Origin of the sequence: Brevibacterium casei CIP 102111 (assembly GCF_900169275.1) — a bacterium.
In the GTDB taxonomy this organism is placed as follows: Bacteria; Actinomycetota; Actinomycetes; order Actinomycetales; family Brevibacteriaceae; genus Brevibacterium; species Brevibacterium casei.
In genome coordinates, this window is the sequence record NZ_FXZC01000004.1 from 224384 (window position 1) to 240178 (window position 15795).

The following is a 15795-nucleotide window of genomic DNA, read 5'->3' on the forward strand; positions in this document are numbered from 1 at the left end:
CGGGTCAACGTGACGGTGCGGCCGTGAAGCGGCCGGTCACTCCCCGCGGAGTTCACCCCATGCGAAGGAGGACTCCGCGACGAAGTCCTGGAGCATGTCGAAGAAGTGCTGGGCCATCTCGGCTATCTCCTCGTCGTCATCGGCGCGGGGAACCGTCACCGGAAGGATGAAGACTTCGTCGCCGACCGTGATGCGCACGTCGATGAGGTTGCGGCTGCGCCCTTCGATGATGTCGAGACGGTCGAGTTCACCGTCGCGGAGGATGCGATCGACGGCGGGTCGGACGATGCGCTCCATGACCTGGTCGTCTCTCAGGCGCGGTGATCGGGTCATGAGGACAACGTCAGCGACGACTCGGAGTACCAGGGTTCGCGCTCGACTCCCGGCGGCAACGGCGGTCTGCGGTCGTAGCGAGCGATGAGGATGGATTCCTTGCGTTTGCCCTGTCCGTTGATGATGGCGAAGACCTCGGTGAGTCGTGCTGGAGGAGTCTGGGATGTCTTCGCCCACTCGATCGCCTTGTCGGCGGATGTGCGTTCGGTGGCGTCCATGATCGGAGCATAGCCACGAAATCGCTCACGCGTGCCTATTCGCCGCGCAGCTCGCCCCACCCGAATGACGACTCGGCGACGAAGTCCTGCAGGTCGTTGAAGACGCGTGCAACGAGATCCTCGACGGTGAGTTCGTGCGCCATCCTCATGACGACAACGATAGTGCCACCGTAGGATGAGAGGCGTGAAAGAAGCCTCCGATCGGTCCCACATCTCGTCTCCCGCGATTCTCGGTGCACTGCTGCTCGCGACCGCGCGCACGGTCGATCTGCTCAACGCCGCTCCTCCGCGGAATCCGACGAGGCCGCTCGGCCGAGGCGACAAGGACATCATCGCCGGAGTCGAGGCAGTCCTGCAGGCCCAGTTCTCCGATTCCCCCACGTTGATCACCGACACCGTCGACGAGGTGGCCTCCGCCATCCGGTTCATCCGCAACCGTGGAGAGAAGCCGAGCCTCACCGCCGCGAAGTACGACCTGGCGCGTACGGCTGTGCTCGACCACCTCGGGGTGGGTTCGACCAAGGGGGCGAGCACGTGGCCGCCGACCAGCCAGACGGCAGTGCAGCGGTTCGGATCATGGAACGCCGCTCTCACGGCCGCCGGGTTGGCGACGAGCAGTGTGGGGCGAGCGAAGGGTCAACTGCGATTCGATGCCGCCGCTTACGATTCGGCGATCACCGCCTTCCTCGCCGACTGCGAATCCCGCGGAGTCGCGGCGACCTACAAGGAGTACGGGAACTACGCCGCCGAACACAAAGGAACGGTGCCCTCTGCTGCCGCCGTGCGAAAGTTCTACGGAAGCTGGAACACGGCTCTCACCTCGGCGAAGTGAGGCTTCATCCACTTTTCGTCGCCTGAGTTCCACGATTCGAAACGACAACATCACTTGGGACACGATCCGGCAAAAATCCTTGCGAATCGTGCGTGAGGTTTGTAGTCTCTGAACGTCTGTATAGATGGAACCGACTGACGTGCGCAGATGGCGCACGCGCTCGGTGACTGAATCGAAGGGACTGAAATCATGGTTGTCATCGGTTGGATCATCGTCGGGCTGCTCGCGGGCGCCCTCGCGAAGCTCATCCTCCCGGGTAAGCAGGCCGGAGGATGGATCAGCACGATCATCCTCGGAGTCATCGGCGCTTTCGTCGGCGGACTCCTCTTCGGACTGTTCGGCGGCAAGGGCATCGGCGCTGTGTTCTCGGATCCCTGGTCGTGGGGCTCGTTCTTCATCGCTGTGATCGGTGCGATCGTCTTCGCGTTCGTCTGGGGTCTCATCACGAAGAACCGCGGAGCCAAGACCGCCTGACGGAACGCTGGTCAGCCCTCAACTGACCAGACCAGAACGCACATCCAGAGAAAAGGAGCATGCCGTGAGCATGAAGGACAAGTTCGACAATAAGGCCCAGGAACTCAAGGGCAAGGCCAAGGACGCCACCGGCAAGGCCATCGGCAACGAGCAGATGCAGGCCGAGGGCAAGGCCGATCAGGCTGCCGCCGGCACCAAGCAGGCCGGCGAGAAGCTCAAGGACACCGCAAAGGATGTCACCGACCGTCGTCACTGATCGGTCGTAGGAACTCCGGCGCGCCTGAGCGTCGGCGATAGACCCCGGCAATCGCGCTCTCCGCGGTTGACCGGATGACACAGAGGCGGGTGCACGATCGTGCTGTCCCCGCCTCTGCTGTGCCCGGACGATGTCCGGCGGTCGGACTCAGCGGACAGCGTTCAGCGGACCGCGCTCAGCGGACCGCGCTCAGCGGGTCGGGTTCAGCGGGTCGCGGCGAATGCCTCCAGCCGGCGGCACGCCTCGACGATCGTCTCCGGGGAGACGGCGAAGGTCAGGCGCAGATACCCCTCACCCTCAGGGCCGAACGCGGAACCGGGGATCGTCGCGAGATCGTGCTTCTCGAGCAGCTGGGTTGCGACCTCCCATGACGTCATTCCCCAGTCCTTGACGTTGGCGAACGCATAGAACGTCGCCTCGGGGCGGAGCACGCTGATGCCGTCGATGGCGTTGAGCCGGTCGACGATGAGGTCGCGGCGTTCGGCGTAGGACTGCACCATCTCCCCGACGACCGACTGAGGGCCCGTGATCGCGGCGATCGCCGCCTCCTGGACGAACCCGGGCAGGCTCGACGTCAGGCCCTCCTGGAGCAGAGGCATCGGCGGGATGAACTCGGCCGGAGCGATGACGAAGCCGCACCGCCAGCCCGTCATCGCATAGGTCTTCGAGAAGCTGCCGACGACGAGGAACCGATCGAACCCGGGTCGCACCTCGGCGATGGAGGTGAACGTCGAGTCGTCGAAGACGATCTCGTCATAGACCTCGTCGGAGATGACCGTGAACCCGAACTCATCGGCGAGATCGGCGATCAGCTCAAGGTCCTCGCGGTCGATGATCGACCCGAGCGGATTGGACGGGCTGTTGAGGATGATCGCCGCCGTCTTCTCGGTCACCGCGGCCCGGACGTCGCCGGCACGGACCTTGAACCCCGACTCCTCCCGCACGGGCACCGGAACGGCAACGGCGCCGAGGCGGTGGATCTGCCCGAGATAGTTCGGGAAGCAGGGGTCGGCGATGATGACCTCCTGACCCGGGGAGACCGTCGTGTCGAGGGAGAGGGTGAGCGCTTCCATCGCCCCGAAGGTGACCATGACATTGTCGATGCCGATCTCGCGATTCCACCGCGTGGAGTACTTCCCGGCGATCGCCTCCCGCAGGCCGGGCAGCCCCGCGTTGGCGACATACTTCGTCGCGTCGTCCTCGATCGCGCGGATGCCTGCGGCCTTGATGTGCTCAGGCGTGGGGAAGTCCGGTTCGCCGACCGTGAGCTTGACGGCGTCGGGAAAGTCGAGCGCGAGGTTGAACATCTTCCGGATGTCCGAGGCAGGGTAGGTCTGCGCCATCGGGGAGATGCGCCGGTACGGGTCGGTCACGGATGCGCTCCTTCGTCGGGGTGTCTCGAGCGAGGTGAGGATGTCTCGAGTGTGTCAGATGAGGGCGCGAGGTCTCCGGCTGCCCGTCTCCTGGACGAAATGGGCAGGTTTTCGGCCTGAGAACCTGTCTAGAACGTCCAGGAGACGGGCAGCCGGGCACCACGTGTGCCCGGCGCGACCTACTCCGCCAACCCCGCCAACCTTGCCCCGAAGCGGGCGAGCAGGCTCGTCTTCGTCGCTCCCGTGACGCGCTCCCACTCATCGGCGAGGTTGAAGATCCGATACATCGACCGGATGCCGAGCCAGCGGATCGGCTCCGGCTCCCACTGCCCGGAGACGTGGTCGTTCCACGGCAGGGCGGTCAGGGGAGTCGGAGTGCCGCCTGCCCGATCGAGCAGGGTCTTCGCCGCCAGATGCGTCGCCGTCACCCCGTGCCCGGCATACCCGCGCGCCACGCCGATGCGCTGGCTGGGATCGAAGAAGATGCCGGCGCACCAGTCCCTCGTCACCCCGAGCGCGCCCCGCCACGCGTGGGCGACCTCGAAGTCGAGGCTCGGGAAGAGCGAGGACAGGCGCGTGCGGAGGAGGTCGACCACCTCGGCGGGGACGCGACCATCACCGGGCAGACCCGAGTTGAACGCGTACGGCGCACCCCGGCCGCCGAGCGCGATCCGATCATCGGCCGTGCGCTGGGCGTAGATGAACGTGTGCGCGGCATCGCCGAGGCACTCCCGGCCCTCCCAGCCGATCTCCTCCCACGCCGCGGCCGGCAGGGGAGCGGTCGCGATCATCGACGAGAACACGGGGATGACCTGGCGTCCCTCGAGCCCCGGCAGCTTTCCCGACACCGTGTCCGAATACCCCTCGAGGCACACGAAGATCGTCTCCCCGTGCACCGGTCCGCGATCGGTGACGACGGTGCCTGTGCTGATGTGCCCGGCCTTCGTGCCCTCGCAGATCGTCACGCCCTGGTCCCGGAGCACGCGGGCGAGCCCCTCGACGAGGAGCGCCGGATCGATGCGCGCGGTGGCCGGGACGAAGACGCTGCCGTGGGCGTTGTCGACGTTGATCCGCGCCCGCGTCTGCTCGGCGTCGAGGACTTCCATGTCGTCCGGCCCGTAGCCGTACTCGCGGTTGGCCTCGACGAGCTCGCGCACCCTGGCCATCCCGGCCTCGGACTGTGCGATGTCGATGTGCCCGCCGCGGACCTGCTGCGCGTCGATGCCCTCGGTCTCGAGCGTCTCGAGGACCTCGTCGATCGAGTCGAAGAGCGCCGACTGGAAGGCTCGGACGGACTCGATGCCCGAGACCCCTGCCGACCCGACCGGGCCGTGCGGGTCGGTGGCGACAGCGCGGTCGACCGCCTCGGCGAAGCGGGCGCGATTGCCGGGCATGAGCGTCGAGAGCCACCCGCCGTTGCGTCCCGAAGCCCCGTAGCCGACGGTGCGCGCCTCGATGACCGTGATCGCCCAGTCCGGGTGCGCCTGCCGGGCGCAATAGGCCGACCATAGCCCGGTCATGCCCCCGCCGACGATGACGAGGTCCTGCTTCGCCTGGGGCAGAGGGGAATCGATGGGCCCGGCCGGGGACTGGGCCAACCAGAACGAGGCCTCACCGTTGAGGTAGCTCACAGGACATCTCCTAGTCGCAGGGGTGCGGCGCGCTGTCTGCGACCGTACGAATCCAGTTCTATCCCATGCCCATCGGCGATGTAAATGGTTGTCCGTACGTGTATTGACATATGAAATCGCCGAGGTTGTCCCCGGAATCCGTGATCGTGTGATTACACTGTGGCCATGAGCGCAATGGAGCCGATCGACACCCGCACCTTCCCTCTCGAGCATGAGCCCATCGAGGACTGGCAGCGCCTCGACGAGGCTGCCGGGACCGCGACGACGGCCTTCGCCGAGCTCGGCACCATCGGCGGCGTCGACTACGGACTGTGGGAGATGAGCACCGGCGCGATGCGCGACATCGAAGGCGACGAGGTCTTCCTCGTCATCGCCGGCACCGGACGCATCGAGTTCGACGACCCCGCGCGCGGGCCCGTCGAGCTCTCACCCGGCAGTCTCGTCCGCCTCGAAGACGGGATGAAGACCCGCTGGTACATCGACGACGCCCCGCTGCGGAAGCTCTTCATCGCCCCGAGCGAGGACTGAGGTCACACGGCCTCGCCCGTCGACCCGGCCTCGTTGGCCCGCTCGACGACGGCGGCGATCGTGCTCGCGTCTGTGATGACGAGACGCAGCAGCACCTCGGCGATCGTATCCGGCGGGACACCGTGATCGTCGTGGGACCAGAACATCGACTCGTTCGCCACGGCATCGAAGATCTCGAGGACGGCACGGGGATGTTCGGCAGTGAAATCGCCTGACTCGATTCCGCGGCGGATGACGGTCGCAGTCGTCGCGCGCGCCACCTCGACGGCGGTCTCCCATCGGGGGAAGAGTTCCGCGGTCGCAGGAGGGAGCCGGAAGAGCCACCGAGTGTCGAGCGACATCGTCAGCTCGAGCGCCGTCTCGTCGCGGATGAGCCGGAAGAGGTCGAGCGCGGGGTCGTCTGGGGTGTGGTCGAAGCAGTCGCTGAGCAGGGGTGACATCGTCACCCGCCGGTCGATGAGCTCCTGGCCGATCGCTTCTTTGCCGGCGAAGTAGTGGAACAGGGACGGCTGCTTGATCCCCACCGCCTCGGTGATCGCCCGAGTGCTCGCGCCCTGGTATCCCAGCTCGGAGAACAGTCGGGCGGCCTCGGAGAGGATCCGCTCCTTCGTGTCGCCATTGACGTCGACACTGCGCGGCCTCGCCATCATCGCCTCCCGAAAAAATGATTCACAAACAGCCTATCGGATGATAGGTTACACATTAATCTATCGACCGATAGATTAATCCGAGCGGCGGTCGCTCCGGTTGCGACCGCCTCGGCGTCACCTCCTACGAAGGGATGCAATGTGGCACCCTCTGCGCCCACCGAGACAACCAGTCCCTCGAGCCGACGGGGCATCGGCACCCCGGGGCTCGTCTTCTTCGTCCTCGCGGCAGCCGCACCGCTGACGATCCTCGCCGGCTTCGTTCCCCTCGGCATGCTCGCCGGCGGGGATGCGATCGTCCTCGGATTCCTCTACCCCGGGCTCGTCTACCTCCTCTTCGCCGTCGGCTACACGACGATCGCCCGCCACGTCCCCGGCGGCGGCGCGTTCCTCACCTACATCGCCGCCGGTCTCGGCGCCCGCACCGGATCGGTGGCGGGCATGATCGCCTACGTCGGCTACCTCGGCGGACAGATCGGCTTCACCGCCTCGGCGTCGGTCTTCGCCTCCTTCACGATCGAGACCCTCACCGGAATCCGTCTCCATTGGCTGCCGATCGCCGTCGTCATCACCGTCCTCGTCCTCACCCTCGGACTCCGACGGGTAGGGGTGGGGGCGGCCACCGTGGCCGTGCTCCTCGTCGCCGAATGCGCGATCCTCGCCGTCTTCGCCGTCGCCGTCCTCATCCAGGGCGGGTACGAAGGGCTCATTCTTGCGGCCTTCGCTCCCGAGAAGTGGGTGAGCGCTGCGCTGCCGGGAGTCTTCGTCCTCACCTTCACCGCCTTCGTCGGCTTCGAGCAGACCACGGTCTACCGCACCGAGACGCGGGCCCCGAACCGCACGATCCCGCGAGCGACCTACCTCGCCGTCGCGATCCTGCTCGTCGGCTACACCTTCGGCGCGTGGGTGATCCTCCAGGCCGCCGGGCAGTCGCGCGTCACCGCCCTCCTCGCAGGCGACCCGTCCGAACTCGTCTTCACCCTCAATGACGAATTCGTCGGCCCCGCGGCGACAGCCGTCATGCTCATCCTCGTCGTCACGAGCTTCATCGCCGGCGTCATCGCCCTGCAGAACACGTCCGCCCGCTACCTCGTCAACCTCGCCCGCGGCGGACTGCTGCCGGGAGGACTCTCCCGGCTGGCGGTCTCGGGCAGCCCGCTGACGGCGAACTTCGTCCAAGCCGGTCTCGTCCTCATCGCGCTCGTCATCTTCGCAGCCGTCGGCGCCGACCCGTATACGCAGATCGTCACGTGGACGAACACTCCGACGATCATCGCCGTCCTCGTTCTCCAGATCCTCACCTCGATTTCGGTCGTCAGCTACTTCCGTCGCAACCGCCGCAGAGAGACTCGGTGGACGACAGCGATCGCACCCGCGCTCTCCGCCGTCCTCGTCACCGTCGCCCTCGTCCTCCTCATCGCGCAGATGGGGGCGCTCACCGGCCTCGGTCCCGCGGGCAACGCGTGCGTCATCGCCCCGCTCGTCCTCGCCGGAGCCTACGGCCTCCTCCGGGCACGGAGGGTCCACCCCGGACGGGCGACGCTGGCCACCCTCGGTGCCGAGACGACCGGCCCCGCCGATCGCCCCGACCCTCGACCCGAGAACCCGACCCCCGACCATCACCGCAGCACAGAGAGAGAAGGATGATGAACACTCGCACCGACTACGCCTGGTCGACCCCGAGAGGCCTCGTCGAACGCCCCGGAGAGTACCCGGAGACCACCGAGCTGTGGGGCTACACCGACCGCTTCGCCTACCGGCAGGGAGAGCAGGTCGACCTCCGGGTGCACACGACCGCTGAGACCTTCGACGTCGAGATCATCCGCGAGGGCGCCCGACCCGAGACCGTCTTCACGGAGACCGGGGTGCCGGGCACGCGGCAGGAGACCCCCGCCGATGCGTACGCGACCGGCTGCGGGTGGTCGAGCTGCCTGACGATCGACCTCGGTGAGGACTTCACTCCCGGCTACCACCTCGTCATCTTCCGCACCCAGGACGAGCACGGGCGGGAGATCGAGCAGGAGTCGTTCTTCATCGTCCGCCCCGACAGCCCCGCCGATGTCGACATCGTCCTCGTCCACGCCACCTCGACGATGCTCGCCTACAACGACTGGGGCGGCGGCAACCACTACCGGGGCCTGCCCGACGGCGACCGCAACGACATCCCCTCGCCGTACTCGTCGATGCACAGGCCCATCGCCCGCGGGATGCTGCGCAAACCGGTCGGGGCCCCGCGCAACGCGCACACCGATCTCAGCGTCCCGATCGGCTGGGAGCCGCGGCACCCGACGTACGAGTGGGCGTGGCAGCGCGGATACTCCCGCCACCACAACGACGCCGGGTGGGCGAACTACGAACGCCCGTTCACGATCTGGGCCGAGGAGCAGGGCTACCGCGTCGGCCACCTCACCCAGAACGAACTCCACGCCGAAGCCGACTGCCTCGACGGGGCGCCGGTCGTCGTCATCGTCGGACACGACGAGTACTGGTCGTGGGAGATGCGCGACACCCTCGACGCCTACGTCGACGGCGGCGGGCACCTCGCCCGCTTCGGCGGCAACTACGTGTGGCAGGTCCGCCTCGACCTCGACACCGGTGTGCAGACCTGCTTCAAGGACCCGAGCGCCGACCCGATCCGCGCCACCGACCCGACCCGCCTGACCACGGCCTGGGACGCCCCCGAGATCGGCCGGCCCGGCGCTGAGACGATGGGCCTGACCGGCCTCGGCGGTGCCTACATCCGCTACGGCTCGGCGGTGCCGCGCGGCAGCGGCGGATACACCGTCTACCGCGAGAACCACTGGGCACTCACCGGCACCGACCTCTACTACGGCGACGTGTTCGGCCAGGCACCGCTGTGCATCGCGGCGTTCGAAGTCGACGGCTGCGACTACACGTTCCGCCACGGACTGCCCTACGCCACCGGCGCCGACGGTGCCCCCGAGGACCTCGAGATCATCGCCATGGCGCCTGCGGTCTCCGGGGGAGAGGACCGCTGGTCCGGGCGGGTGCCGATCGGGGCACCCGCCGCCGAACTCGCCGACCTCTACGCGGGCATCTACCCCGACGGCATCCCACCCCACCACCAGGGGCCCGGCTACGGATCGTCCATGGTCGTGACCTTCACCCGCGGCGACGGTGAGGTGTTCTGCGCCGGGACGACCGACTGGCCCTACGGACTCGAAGCGAACGACCCGTTCGTCACGATCATCACCCGCAACGTCCTCGACCGCTTCATCGCGGCCGGACGAGACGGCGCTCAGGCGCCGGCGACGAACACGAAGGAGCAGCGATGAGCGCAGCGGACACCGTCCAGACGCTTACCGAGGACCCGAACCGGGCCGTCACCCCGGCGCTGAGCGACTACGACGCGCACTCGGAGGGCTGGTCGGAGACGGAGTTCCAGGTCGAGACCGGCCCGTCGACGGTGGCAGGCCGATGGGTGGGCGAACCCGGCTGGGTCGAATTCGACTCGTGGCCCTACCGGGAGTTCTGCGTCATCGTCTCCGGCAGGGTCGCCGTCGAGAGCAGCGACGGCACACAGCGCTTCGAATACGGCCCCGGAGACGCGTTCACCATCCCGCAGGGCTTCTCCGGCCGGTGGGTCACGCTCGAACCGACCCGGAAGGTCTTCATCGGCGTCACCGAGTGAGCCGGCCGGGACTCGACAGCCGCCCTTGACGCCGTCGATTATCGTGTGGGGTAGGTCGGCGCTCCGCTCTGCGGAGCGCCTCCTCCTGCCAGCTGCACCACCACCTCGGCGCCGGTGCCGGGGGCACACGAAGGAGCCGCCGATGAAGACTGCCAAGCGACTGTCCGACCTGGGCACGGAGACCGCGTTCCGTGTCGCGCAGGCGGCCGCGGACTGGAGGGCGCAGGGGAACCGGGTCTATCCGTTCCACCTCGGCGACCTCGACTTTCCGATGGCCCCGCACATCGTCGAGGCGATGAACCGGGCGATCGCGGACGGGAAGACCGGGTACTGCCCGGGTCCGGGGATCCCCGAACTGCGGGCAGCGCTCGCCGAGGACATCGGGTCGCGCCGCGGCATCGACATCGACCCCGCCGAGGTGGTCGTCACGACCGGCGGCAAGCCCGTAATCACGAAGTTCCTCCAGGCCGTCATGGACCCCGGTCAGTCCGTGCTCTACCCCAACCCCGGGTTCCCGATCTACGAATCCCAGATCGAATACCTCGGCGGCAGGGGCCTGCCCTACGGGTACGTGCCGACCGAGGACGGATTCGCCATCGATCTCGACCGGCTGCGGGACTCGATCGACGAGACGACCGTGGCGATCATCTACAACGATCTGCAGAACCCGATCTCCGCGGAATCGACGGCCGAGGAGCGGGAGGCGATCGCGCAGATCGCCCAGGAGCACGACCTCTGGGTGCTCTCCGACGAGGCGTACTTCGAGATGCGCTACGGCGGGGAGTCGACGTCGATCGCGACCCTGCCGGGCATGCGCGAGCGCACCGTCATCCTCTACACGTTTTCGAAGAAGTTCGCGATGATCGGGTCGCGGCTCGGGTGTGCGGTCGCCCCGAAGGAGATCGCCGAGGCGATCTCGACGATGAACACCAACGACGAATCGTGCACGACTCACTACGTCCAGTGGGCGGGGATCTCGGCACTCCAGGGTCCGCAGGGCGGGGTCGCGGAGATGCTCGACGTCCTCCGGGCCCGCCGGGATGCCGCATGCACGCTCATCAACGCGATCCCCGGCATGGAGGTCGCCGTCCCCGAGTCGACGTTCTACATCTTCCCCGACGCCACCGAGGCGATGGCGGCGAAGGGGATCGCGACCCTGTCCGACTTCTCCACCGAGGCCCTCCACGCCACCGGGGTCTCCTTCTGCACTCGCGAGCACTTCGGTCGCCCGCTGCCAGGCGAGGACCGGAAGTACATCCGCCTCGCCTACTCGGGCATCGGGGAGGACGACATCGTCGAGGGCCTGACGAAGCTGAGGGAGTGGGTCGAGGCGGGGTGAGGGCCGGCAGGCGGTGGCACCGGACGTCGGCTCAGGGAAGGCGGAACCGCTGTGCGTCGATGCCGTCGAGGACGGCGGACAGCGTCTCCTCCCTCGTCTGATCGCTGCTGTCGATCGCGTGGGGCTCGAGCTCGCCGAGGTGGGCGAACTGATCCCACATCGCCGTGATCGGCCCGTTGTCAGTGAGGTCGTTCGGACCGGTGCGGGCCGTCGCCCGAGCAAGAGCGACCTCCCGCCGAGGTCGGAGCAGGCAGTAGTGGATGGTCGGCGCCTCCGGTTCGCGGGCCAGCCCCCGGAAGTGATCGAGCATCCACGGACCGACGATCCCATCGACGATGACGGTGTACCCTCCCCGGGCGTAGATGCCCGCCGCCGAGGCGATGACGGTCATCACCGTCTGATTCTGTCGGTCCGATTCCGGCAGATAGGGCGGGATCGATCCCGCAGCGATGAAGTGCCAGAAGTCGTCGGTGTGCAGGTGGACGGAGAGAGCGAACTCGGCGGCCAGCGCCCGCGCCGTCGTCGACTTCCCAGCGCCGGGCGGACCGGCGAGAATGATGACATCACCGTGCATAGTCGGCAGTGTAGCGGCACCATCGTCATCCGGCTGCGCGACGCCGAGGAGGGTGCGATGTCAGGTCTGAGCGCATGAGCGCGGCCACCGAGCTCTGGGCGCTGCCGGCGACCGAGGTGCTCGCGCGCTTCCGGACCAGAGACCTCTCCCCGGTCGAGTACCTCGAAGCCCTGACCGCGCGCATCGAGGACAGGGACGACGACCTCGGCGCTCTCACGGAGGTCCTCCCGGAGGCGACCGCCTCGGCGAGGGACGCGGAACGGTTCTACACCAAGACCCGGGAGGACGAACTCGATGACATCCTCGCGATGCGTCCGCTCGCGGGCCTGCCCGTCATCGCCAAGGAGAAGCACGCGCTCGCCGGGCACACGCACACCCAGGGGCTGCTCCACAACCGCTTCGCCGTCGCCCACCGCGACGCCGCCGTCATCCGCCGCATCCGCGACGCCGGCGGCTACATCCACGCCCGGTCGACGACCCCGGAGTTCAGCTGCGCGACGATCACGCACTCGCCGATGTGGGGCGTGACCCGAAACCCGTGGAACCCGGTGCTGTCCCCGGGCGGGTCCTCCGGCGGGTCGGGTGCCGCGCTCGCCTCAGGCTTCGGGCCCCTGGCCACGGCCTCGGACATCGCCGGATCGACGAGGCTGCCCGCCGCGTTCACCGGCACCGTCGGGTTCAAAGCCCCGTACGGCCGGATTCCCGGCGAGCCCCCGCTCTCGGCCGACTGGTACCGCGGGGACGGGCCGATGGCCCGGACCGTCGCCGACACCGCGCTCCTCGCCCGGGTCATGGCCGGTGTCGATTCGACCGATCCGTCGTCGATCGACTCCCCCCATTTCCTCGCCGGATTCGACCGCACCCCCGCCGAGGTGGTCGAAAGCCTCAAGGGCAAACGCGTGGCCGTGTGCCTGCGGCTCGGGGACTTCCCCGTCGGCGACGACATCATCCGCAACACCGGAGCCGTCGCGTCGGCCCTCGCCTTCGCCGAGGCCGAGGTCGCCGAGATCGAACTGCCGTGGACGGCCGAGCGGATCTTCGAGACCGCCTTCACTCACTTCGGCACCATCCTCGCCCCCGCGATGAGGGCGGCCACCCGGGGCAACGAGGATTCCCTCGCCGACTACACGAGGCGGTTCATGGCCGACGCCGAGGCGGTCGCCGCCCGTCGGTCCCTCTACGACGGGCTCGTCATGGAGGCCGAGATCCAGGCCGAACTCGCCACCGCGATGGCCGGGTTCGACGTTCTGCTCGCCCCCACCTCGGCGGTGGCAGGACTCCTTGCGGGAGCGAGCTACCTCGACGGGATCCGGATCGGCGCCGACGGCATCGGTCGGGAGGGCACCGGGGCCGGGGCCCGGCTCGAGCACTACTGGCAGGCGCACATGACGATGCCGTTCAACATCTGCAACCGGGTGCCCATCGTCAACGTGCCCTCGGGCATGGCCGACTGCGGCATCCCCACCGGCGTCCAGATCGTCGGACATCCCTTCTCCGACCGTAGCGTCTTCGACGTCGCCGCCGCTGTCGAACTGCTCCGCCCGTGGGCAGGACTCGCACCGGGGTGACGGGCTCGCCCGATCCGGCACACGGGTCGACCGTGCACCCGGGAGGGTCCGCCGGCCTCGGCTAGGGTGAGCGGGAAGGAGACCAGCGACGCGCGAGCCGGAGAGATGCCGACGATGAGACCCCGCCACAGTCAGATGATCACAATCTCCGACGACGCACGCTCGAACGTGAGCATCCTGCCCGCCGTCGTCGTCGGGGGAGTCGTCGTCCTCGGGCTCGGCCTCACCCCGCTCGGGTCCCACGACTCCCAGCTCACGGATGCAACCCAGCGGCTCATCGAGATCTTCCTCATCGGCTGGCCCGTCTACGCACTCGTCTACCTGCTGTGGACCCATGCCGGGCTCAAGGACCTCACCGAGACCGAGCTCGTCGTCCACTCGCGGTGGGCGATCGCGCGCCGACGCCGGTGGATCTCGATCCTCTTGAGCAGCGGGGGAGCGGTGTCGTGGACGATCATCGCCGCCTCGGTCGCGATCCTCCTCAACCTCTACCTCATCACCGTCGGCGACGAGGCCCGCAGCGGCATGGCCGCGGTGCTCGGGTTGGCCAACGTCGTCGCGTCCTGGGCGGTCATGGTCTACTCGTTCGCGCTCGAGTACATGCGTCTCGACCTCCGCGAAGGCGGCAGCGCTGGGGCCCGCCAGCTCGAGTTCGACATGGGCGGGAACCGAACGTTCGGCGATTACCTGACGTTCTCCGTGCTCTCCTCGACGATGACCGCGGCCCTGCCCGGCAAGGCGATCACCCGGGCCGGCTGGACGCTCGTGCGCACGAACGTCATCGTCGCCTTCGCCTTCAACTCCATCGTCGTCGCCACCCTCGTCTCGATGATCCTCTCCTCCGTGACGATGTGAGCGGGGCCTCGCCGTGGGCGTCGGGCGGACGGACTCGGGGCGGTTTCCGGTGGCCTTCCCGCCGCTCTCGAGAATCGGCAGGTCAGCCTGCTGACCAGCGCAAAGAGGCTGGTGGCGGGTGGCTGTCGACCCCTCGACACCGTTTCTTAACGGGCGTACGCTCAACGTGGGTGCCGATGGTTCGATCACTGATCTCTCTGTGATCGTCGTTCCTTCGCAGTGATCGCTCTCCGGTGTCCGGGGCCAGTCGGGACTGTGCCGCTGGTCGACACCACTTCATGGGATTGCAAAGGAGCAGCTATGCGCGCATCAGTGTCCGAACAGGTCGGATCGCCCTTCACGACGAAGGAGATCTCGATCGCCGACCCCCTCGACCGCGAAGTCCTCATCGACGTCCGAGCCTCAGGGCTCTGCCACTCCGACCTCCACATCGTCGAAAGCGGCTACGGTTTCGGCTTTCCGGGAGTCTTCGGCCATGAGATCGCCGGCGTCGTCACAGCCGTCGGCCCGGAGGTGAGCACCATCGCCGTCGGCGACCATGTCGTCGGCTGTCTCATCCAGTTCTGCGGCGCCTGCACCACCTGCCTGTCCGGTCGCACCTACGAATGCCCGAACCCGCAGGCGACGCTGCGCGGCCCTGACGCCCCTCCCCGGCTGAGCGCCGAGGACGGAACGCCGCTGGCGCAGGGATGGGCACTCGGCGGATTCGCCGAGCAGGCCCTCGTCCACGAGAACCAGCTCGCGGTCGTCCGTGCCGACATCCCCTTCCCGCAGGCGGCTATCCTCGGCTGCGCGGTCGTCACCGGGGCCGGATCGGCGATCAACACCGCCGGGGTGCGAGTGGGTGACTCCGTCGCCGTCATCGGCACCGGCGGAGTCGGACTCAACGTCATCTCCGGAGCCCTGCTCGCCGGAGCGAGCACGGTCATCGCCATCGACATCATCGACGACAAACTCGAGGTGGCGAAACGCTTCGGCGCCACCGATGTCATCAATTCCGCGAGCGTCGACGCCGTCGCAGCCGTCCGGGAGATCACCGGGGGCGGCGTCGACCACGCCTTCGAGGTCATCGGCCTGCCGGCGACCCAGGAGCAGGCGATCGCCCTGCGCAAGGTCGGCGGGCACGCCTATCTCATCGGGATCGCGAAGCCCGATGCCACCGTCACCCTCGACACCTCACTCGCGGCGCTCGTCTCCCACGCCAGCGTCCAGGGAGTCTCGATGGGCTCGACCAACCTCAAACGCGACATCCCCATGTACGCCGACCTCTACATGCAGGGCCGACTCAACCTCGACGATCTCATCAGCCAGGAGATCTCCATCGACGAGGTCGACGAGGCCTACGCGAAGCTCAAGAGCGGCGAGGTCATCCGCTCGATCATCACCCGGTTCTGAGCGACCCCGCTCCGCTGGGCCCGGATCACGTGCTGTCCGAAATTTCGGACAGAACTTGATCCGGGCCACTTCCGCTCCGGCTCCCAACGGACACAATGGTGTGTGTAGACAGAGACGATT

Annotated in this window: 17 protein-coding genes; 11 read left to right on the forward strand and 6 right to left on the reverse strand. The window is 67.8% G+C overall.

Going from position 1 to position 15795, the window contains the following annotated elements; genetic code table 11:
- Nucleotides 1–36: 36 nt before the first annotated feature.
- Entirely contained in the window at nucleotides 37–333 is a 297-nt protein-coding gene (locus BC102111_RS10880) for a hypothetical protein (RefSeq protein ID WP_146001418.1), read from the reverse strand.
- Complete coding sequence (locus BC102111_RS10885; protein ID WP_101624320.1) at nucleotides 330–551, reverse strand: hypothetical protein; 222 nt, start codon at nucleotides 549–551, stop codon at nucleotides 330–332. The genes BC102111_RS10880 and BC102111_RS10885 overlap by 4 nt, the downstream gene beginning before the upstream one ends.
- A gap of 175 nt (nucleotides 552–726) precedes the next feature.
- Here BC102111_RS10885 and BC102111_RS10890 point away from each other — a divergent pair, with 175 nt between their 5' ends.
- The 3 genes from BC102111_RS10890 (at nucleotide 727) to BC102111_RS10900 (ending at nucleotide 2113) form a co-directional block, all read left to right on the forward strand.
- Nucleotides 727–1383 carry a homing endonuclease associated repeat-containing protein gene (locus BC102111_RS10890; protein WP_205772182.1) on the forward strand — a complete coding sequence of 219 codons (657 nt, stop codon included), beginning with the start codon at nucleotides 727–729 and terminating at the stop codon, nucleotides 1381–1383.
- Nucleotides 1384–1572: 189 nt separating this feature from the next.
- Nucleotides 1573–1857, forward strand: a complete 285-nt coding sequence (locus BC102111_RS10895; protein ID WP_009377556.1) for a GlsB/YeaQ/YmgE family stress response membrane protein — start codon at nucleotides 1573–1575, stop codon at nucleotides 1855–1857.
- Between the two features lie 70 nt (nucleotides 1858–1927).
- Complete coding sequence (locus BC102111_RS10900; RefSeq protein ID WP_009377555.1) at nucleotides 1928–2113, forward strand: CsbD family protein; 186 nt, start codon at nucleotides 1928–1930, stop codon at nucleotides 2111–2113.
- A 203-nt stretch (nucleotides 2114–2316) separates the two neighbouring features.
- On the opposite strand, the gene BC102111_RS10905 is transcribed toward BC102111_RS10900, so the two are convergent.
- On the reverse strand, nucleotides 2317–3486 hold the full coding sequence (locus BC102111_RS10905) for a pyridoxal phosphate-dependent aminotransferase (RefSeq protein ID WP_101624322.1): 1170 nt from the start codon (nucleotides 3484–3486) through the stop codon (nucleotides 2317–2319).
- 179 nt (nucleotides 3487–3665) lie between these two features.
- Complete coding sequence (locus tag BC102111_RS10910; RefSeq protein ID WP_101624323.1) at nucleotides 3666–5117, reverse strand: NAD(P)/FAD-dependent oxidoreductase; 1452 nt, start codon at nucleotides 5115–5117, stop codon at nucleotides 3666–3668.
- Nucleotides 5118–5282: 165 nt separating this feature from the next.
- Here BC102111_RS10910 and BC102111_RS10915 point away from each other — a divergent pair, with 165 nt between their 5' ends.
- On the forward strand, nucleotides 5283–5645 hold the full coding sequence (locus BC102111_RS10915) for a cupin domain-containing protein (RefSeq protein ID WP_095375180.1): 363 nt from the start codon (nucleotides 5283–5285) through the stop codon (nucleotides 5643–5645).
- Between the two features lie 2 nt (nucleotides 5646–5647).
- Here the strand turns inward: BC102111_RS10915 and BC102111_RS10920 are convergent, their stop codons facing one another.
- Nucleotides 5648–6292, reverse strand: coding sequence for a TetR/AcrR family transcriptional regulator (locus BC102111_RS10920; protein WP_176472398.1), 645 nt, complete (start codon nucleotides 6290–6292; stop codon nucleotides 5648–5650).
- Nucleotides 6293–6433: 141 nt separating this feature from the next.
- On the opposite strand from BC102111_RS10920, the gene BC102111_RS10925 reads away from it, so the two are divergent.
- The 4 genes from BC102111_RS10925 (at nucleotide 6434) to BC102111_RS10940 (ending at nucleotide 11283) form a co-directional block, all read left to right on the forward strand.
- Nucleotides 6434–7939, forward strand: coding sequence for an APC family permease (locus BC102111_RS10925; protein WP_101624324.1), 1506 nt, complete (start codon nucleotides 6434–6436; stop codon nucleotides 7937–7939).
- Nucleotides 7939–9588: a N,N-dimethylformamidase beta subunit family domain-containing protein gene (locus BC102111_RS10930; protein WP_101624325.1), complete on the forward strand. Its 1650-nt coding sequence runs from the start codon at nucleotides 7939–7941 to the stop codon at nucleotides 9586–9588. Before BC102111_RS10925 ends, BC102111_RS10930 begins: the two co-directional genes overlap by 1 nt.
- Nucleotides 9585–9944, forward strand: a complete 360-nt coding sequence (locus BC102111_RS10935) for a cupin domain-containing protein (protein WP_101624326.1) — start codon at nucleotides 9585–9587, stop codon at nucleotides 9942–9944. Before BC102111_RS10930 ends, BC102111_RS10935 begins: the two co-directional genes overlap by 4 nt.
- Before the next feature lie 142 nt (nucleotides 9945–10086).
- Nucleotides 10087–11283, forward strand: a complete 1197-nt coding sequence (locus BC102111_RS10940; RefSeq protein ID WP_101624327.1) for a pyridoxal phosphate-dependent aminotransferase — start codon at nucleotides 10087–10089, stop codon at nucleotides 11281–11283.
- A gap of 31 nt (nucleotides 11284–11314) precedes the next feature.
- On the opposite strand, the gene BC102111_RS10945 is transcribed toward BC102111_RS10940, so the two are convergent.
- Nucleotides 11315–11857, reverse strand: a complete 543-nt coding sequence (locus BC102111_RS10945) for an AAA family ATPase (protein WP_101624328.1) — start codon at nucleotides 11855–11857, stop codon at nucleotides 11315–11317.
- Between the two features lie 74 nt (nucleotides 11858–11931).
- Here BC102111_RS10945 and BC102111_RS10950 point away from each other — a divergent pair, with 74 nt between their 5' ends.
- The 3 genes from BC102111_RS10950 (at nucleotide 11932) to BC102111_RS10960 (ending at nucleotide 15675) form a co-directional block, all read left to right on the forward strand.
- Entirely contained in the window at nucleotides 11932–13425 is a 1494-nt protein-coding gene (locus BC102111_RS10950; protein ID WP_101624329.1) for an amidase, read from the forward strand.
- 135 nt (nucleotides 13426–13560) lie between these two features.
- The gene (locus tag BC102111_RS10955; protein WP_101624480.1) at nucleotides 13561–14280 is read left to right on the forward strand and encodes a DUF1345 domain-containing protein; all 720 of its coding nucleotides are present in this window, start codon (nucleotides 13561–13563) and stop codon (nucleotides 14278–14280) included.
- 300 nt (nucleotides 14281–14580) lie between these two features.
- On the forward strand, nucleotides 14581–15675 hold the full coding sequence (locus tag BC102111_RS10960) for a zinc-binding dehydrogenase (RefSeq protein WP_180960622.1): 1095 nt from the start codon (nucleotides 14581–14583) through the stop codon (nucleotides 15673–15675).
- Nucleotides 15676–15795 lie beyond the last annotated feature (120 nt).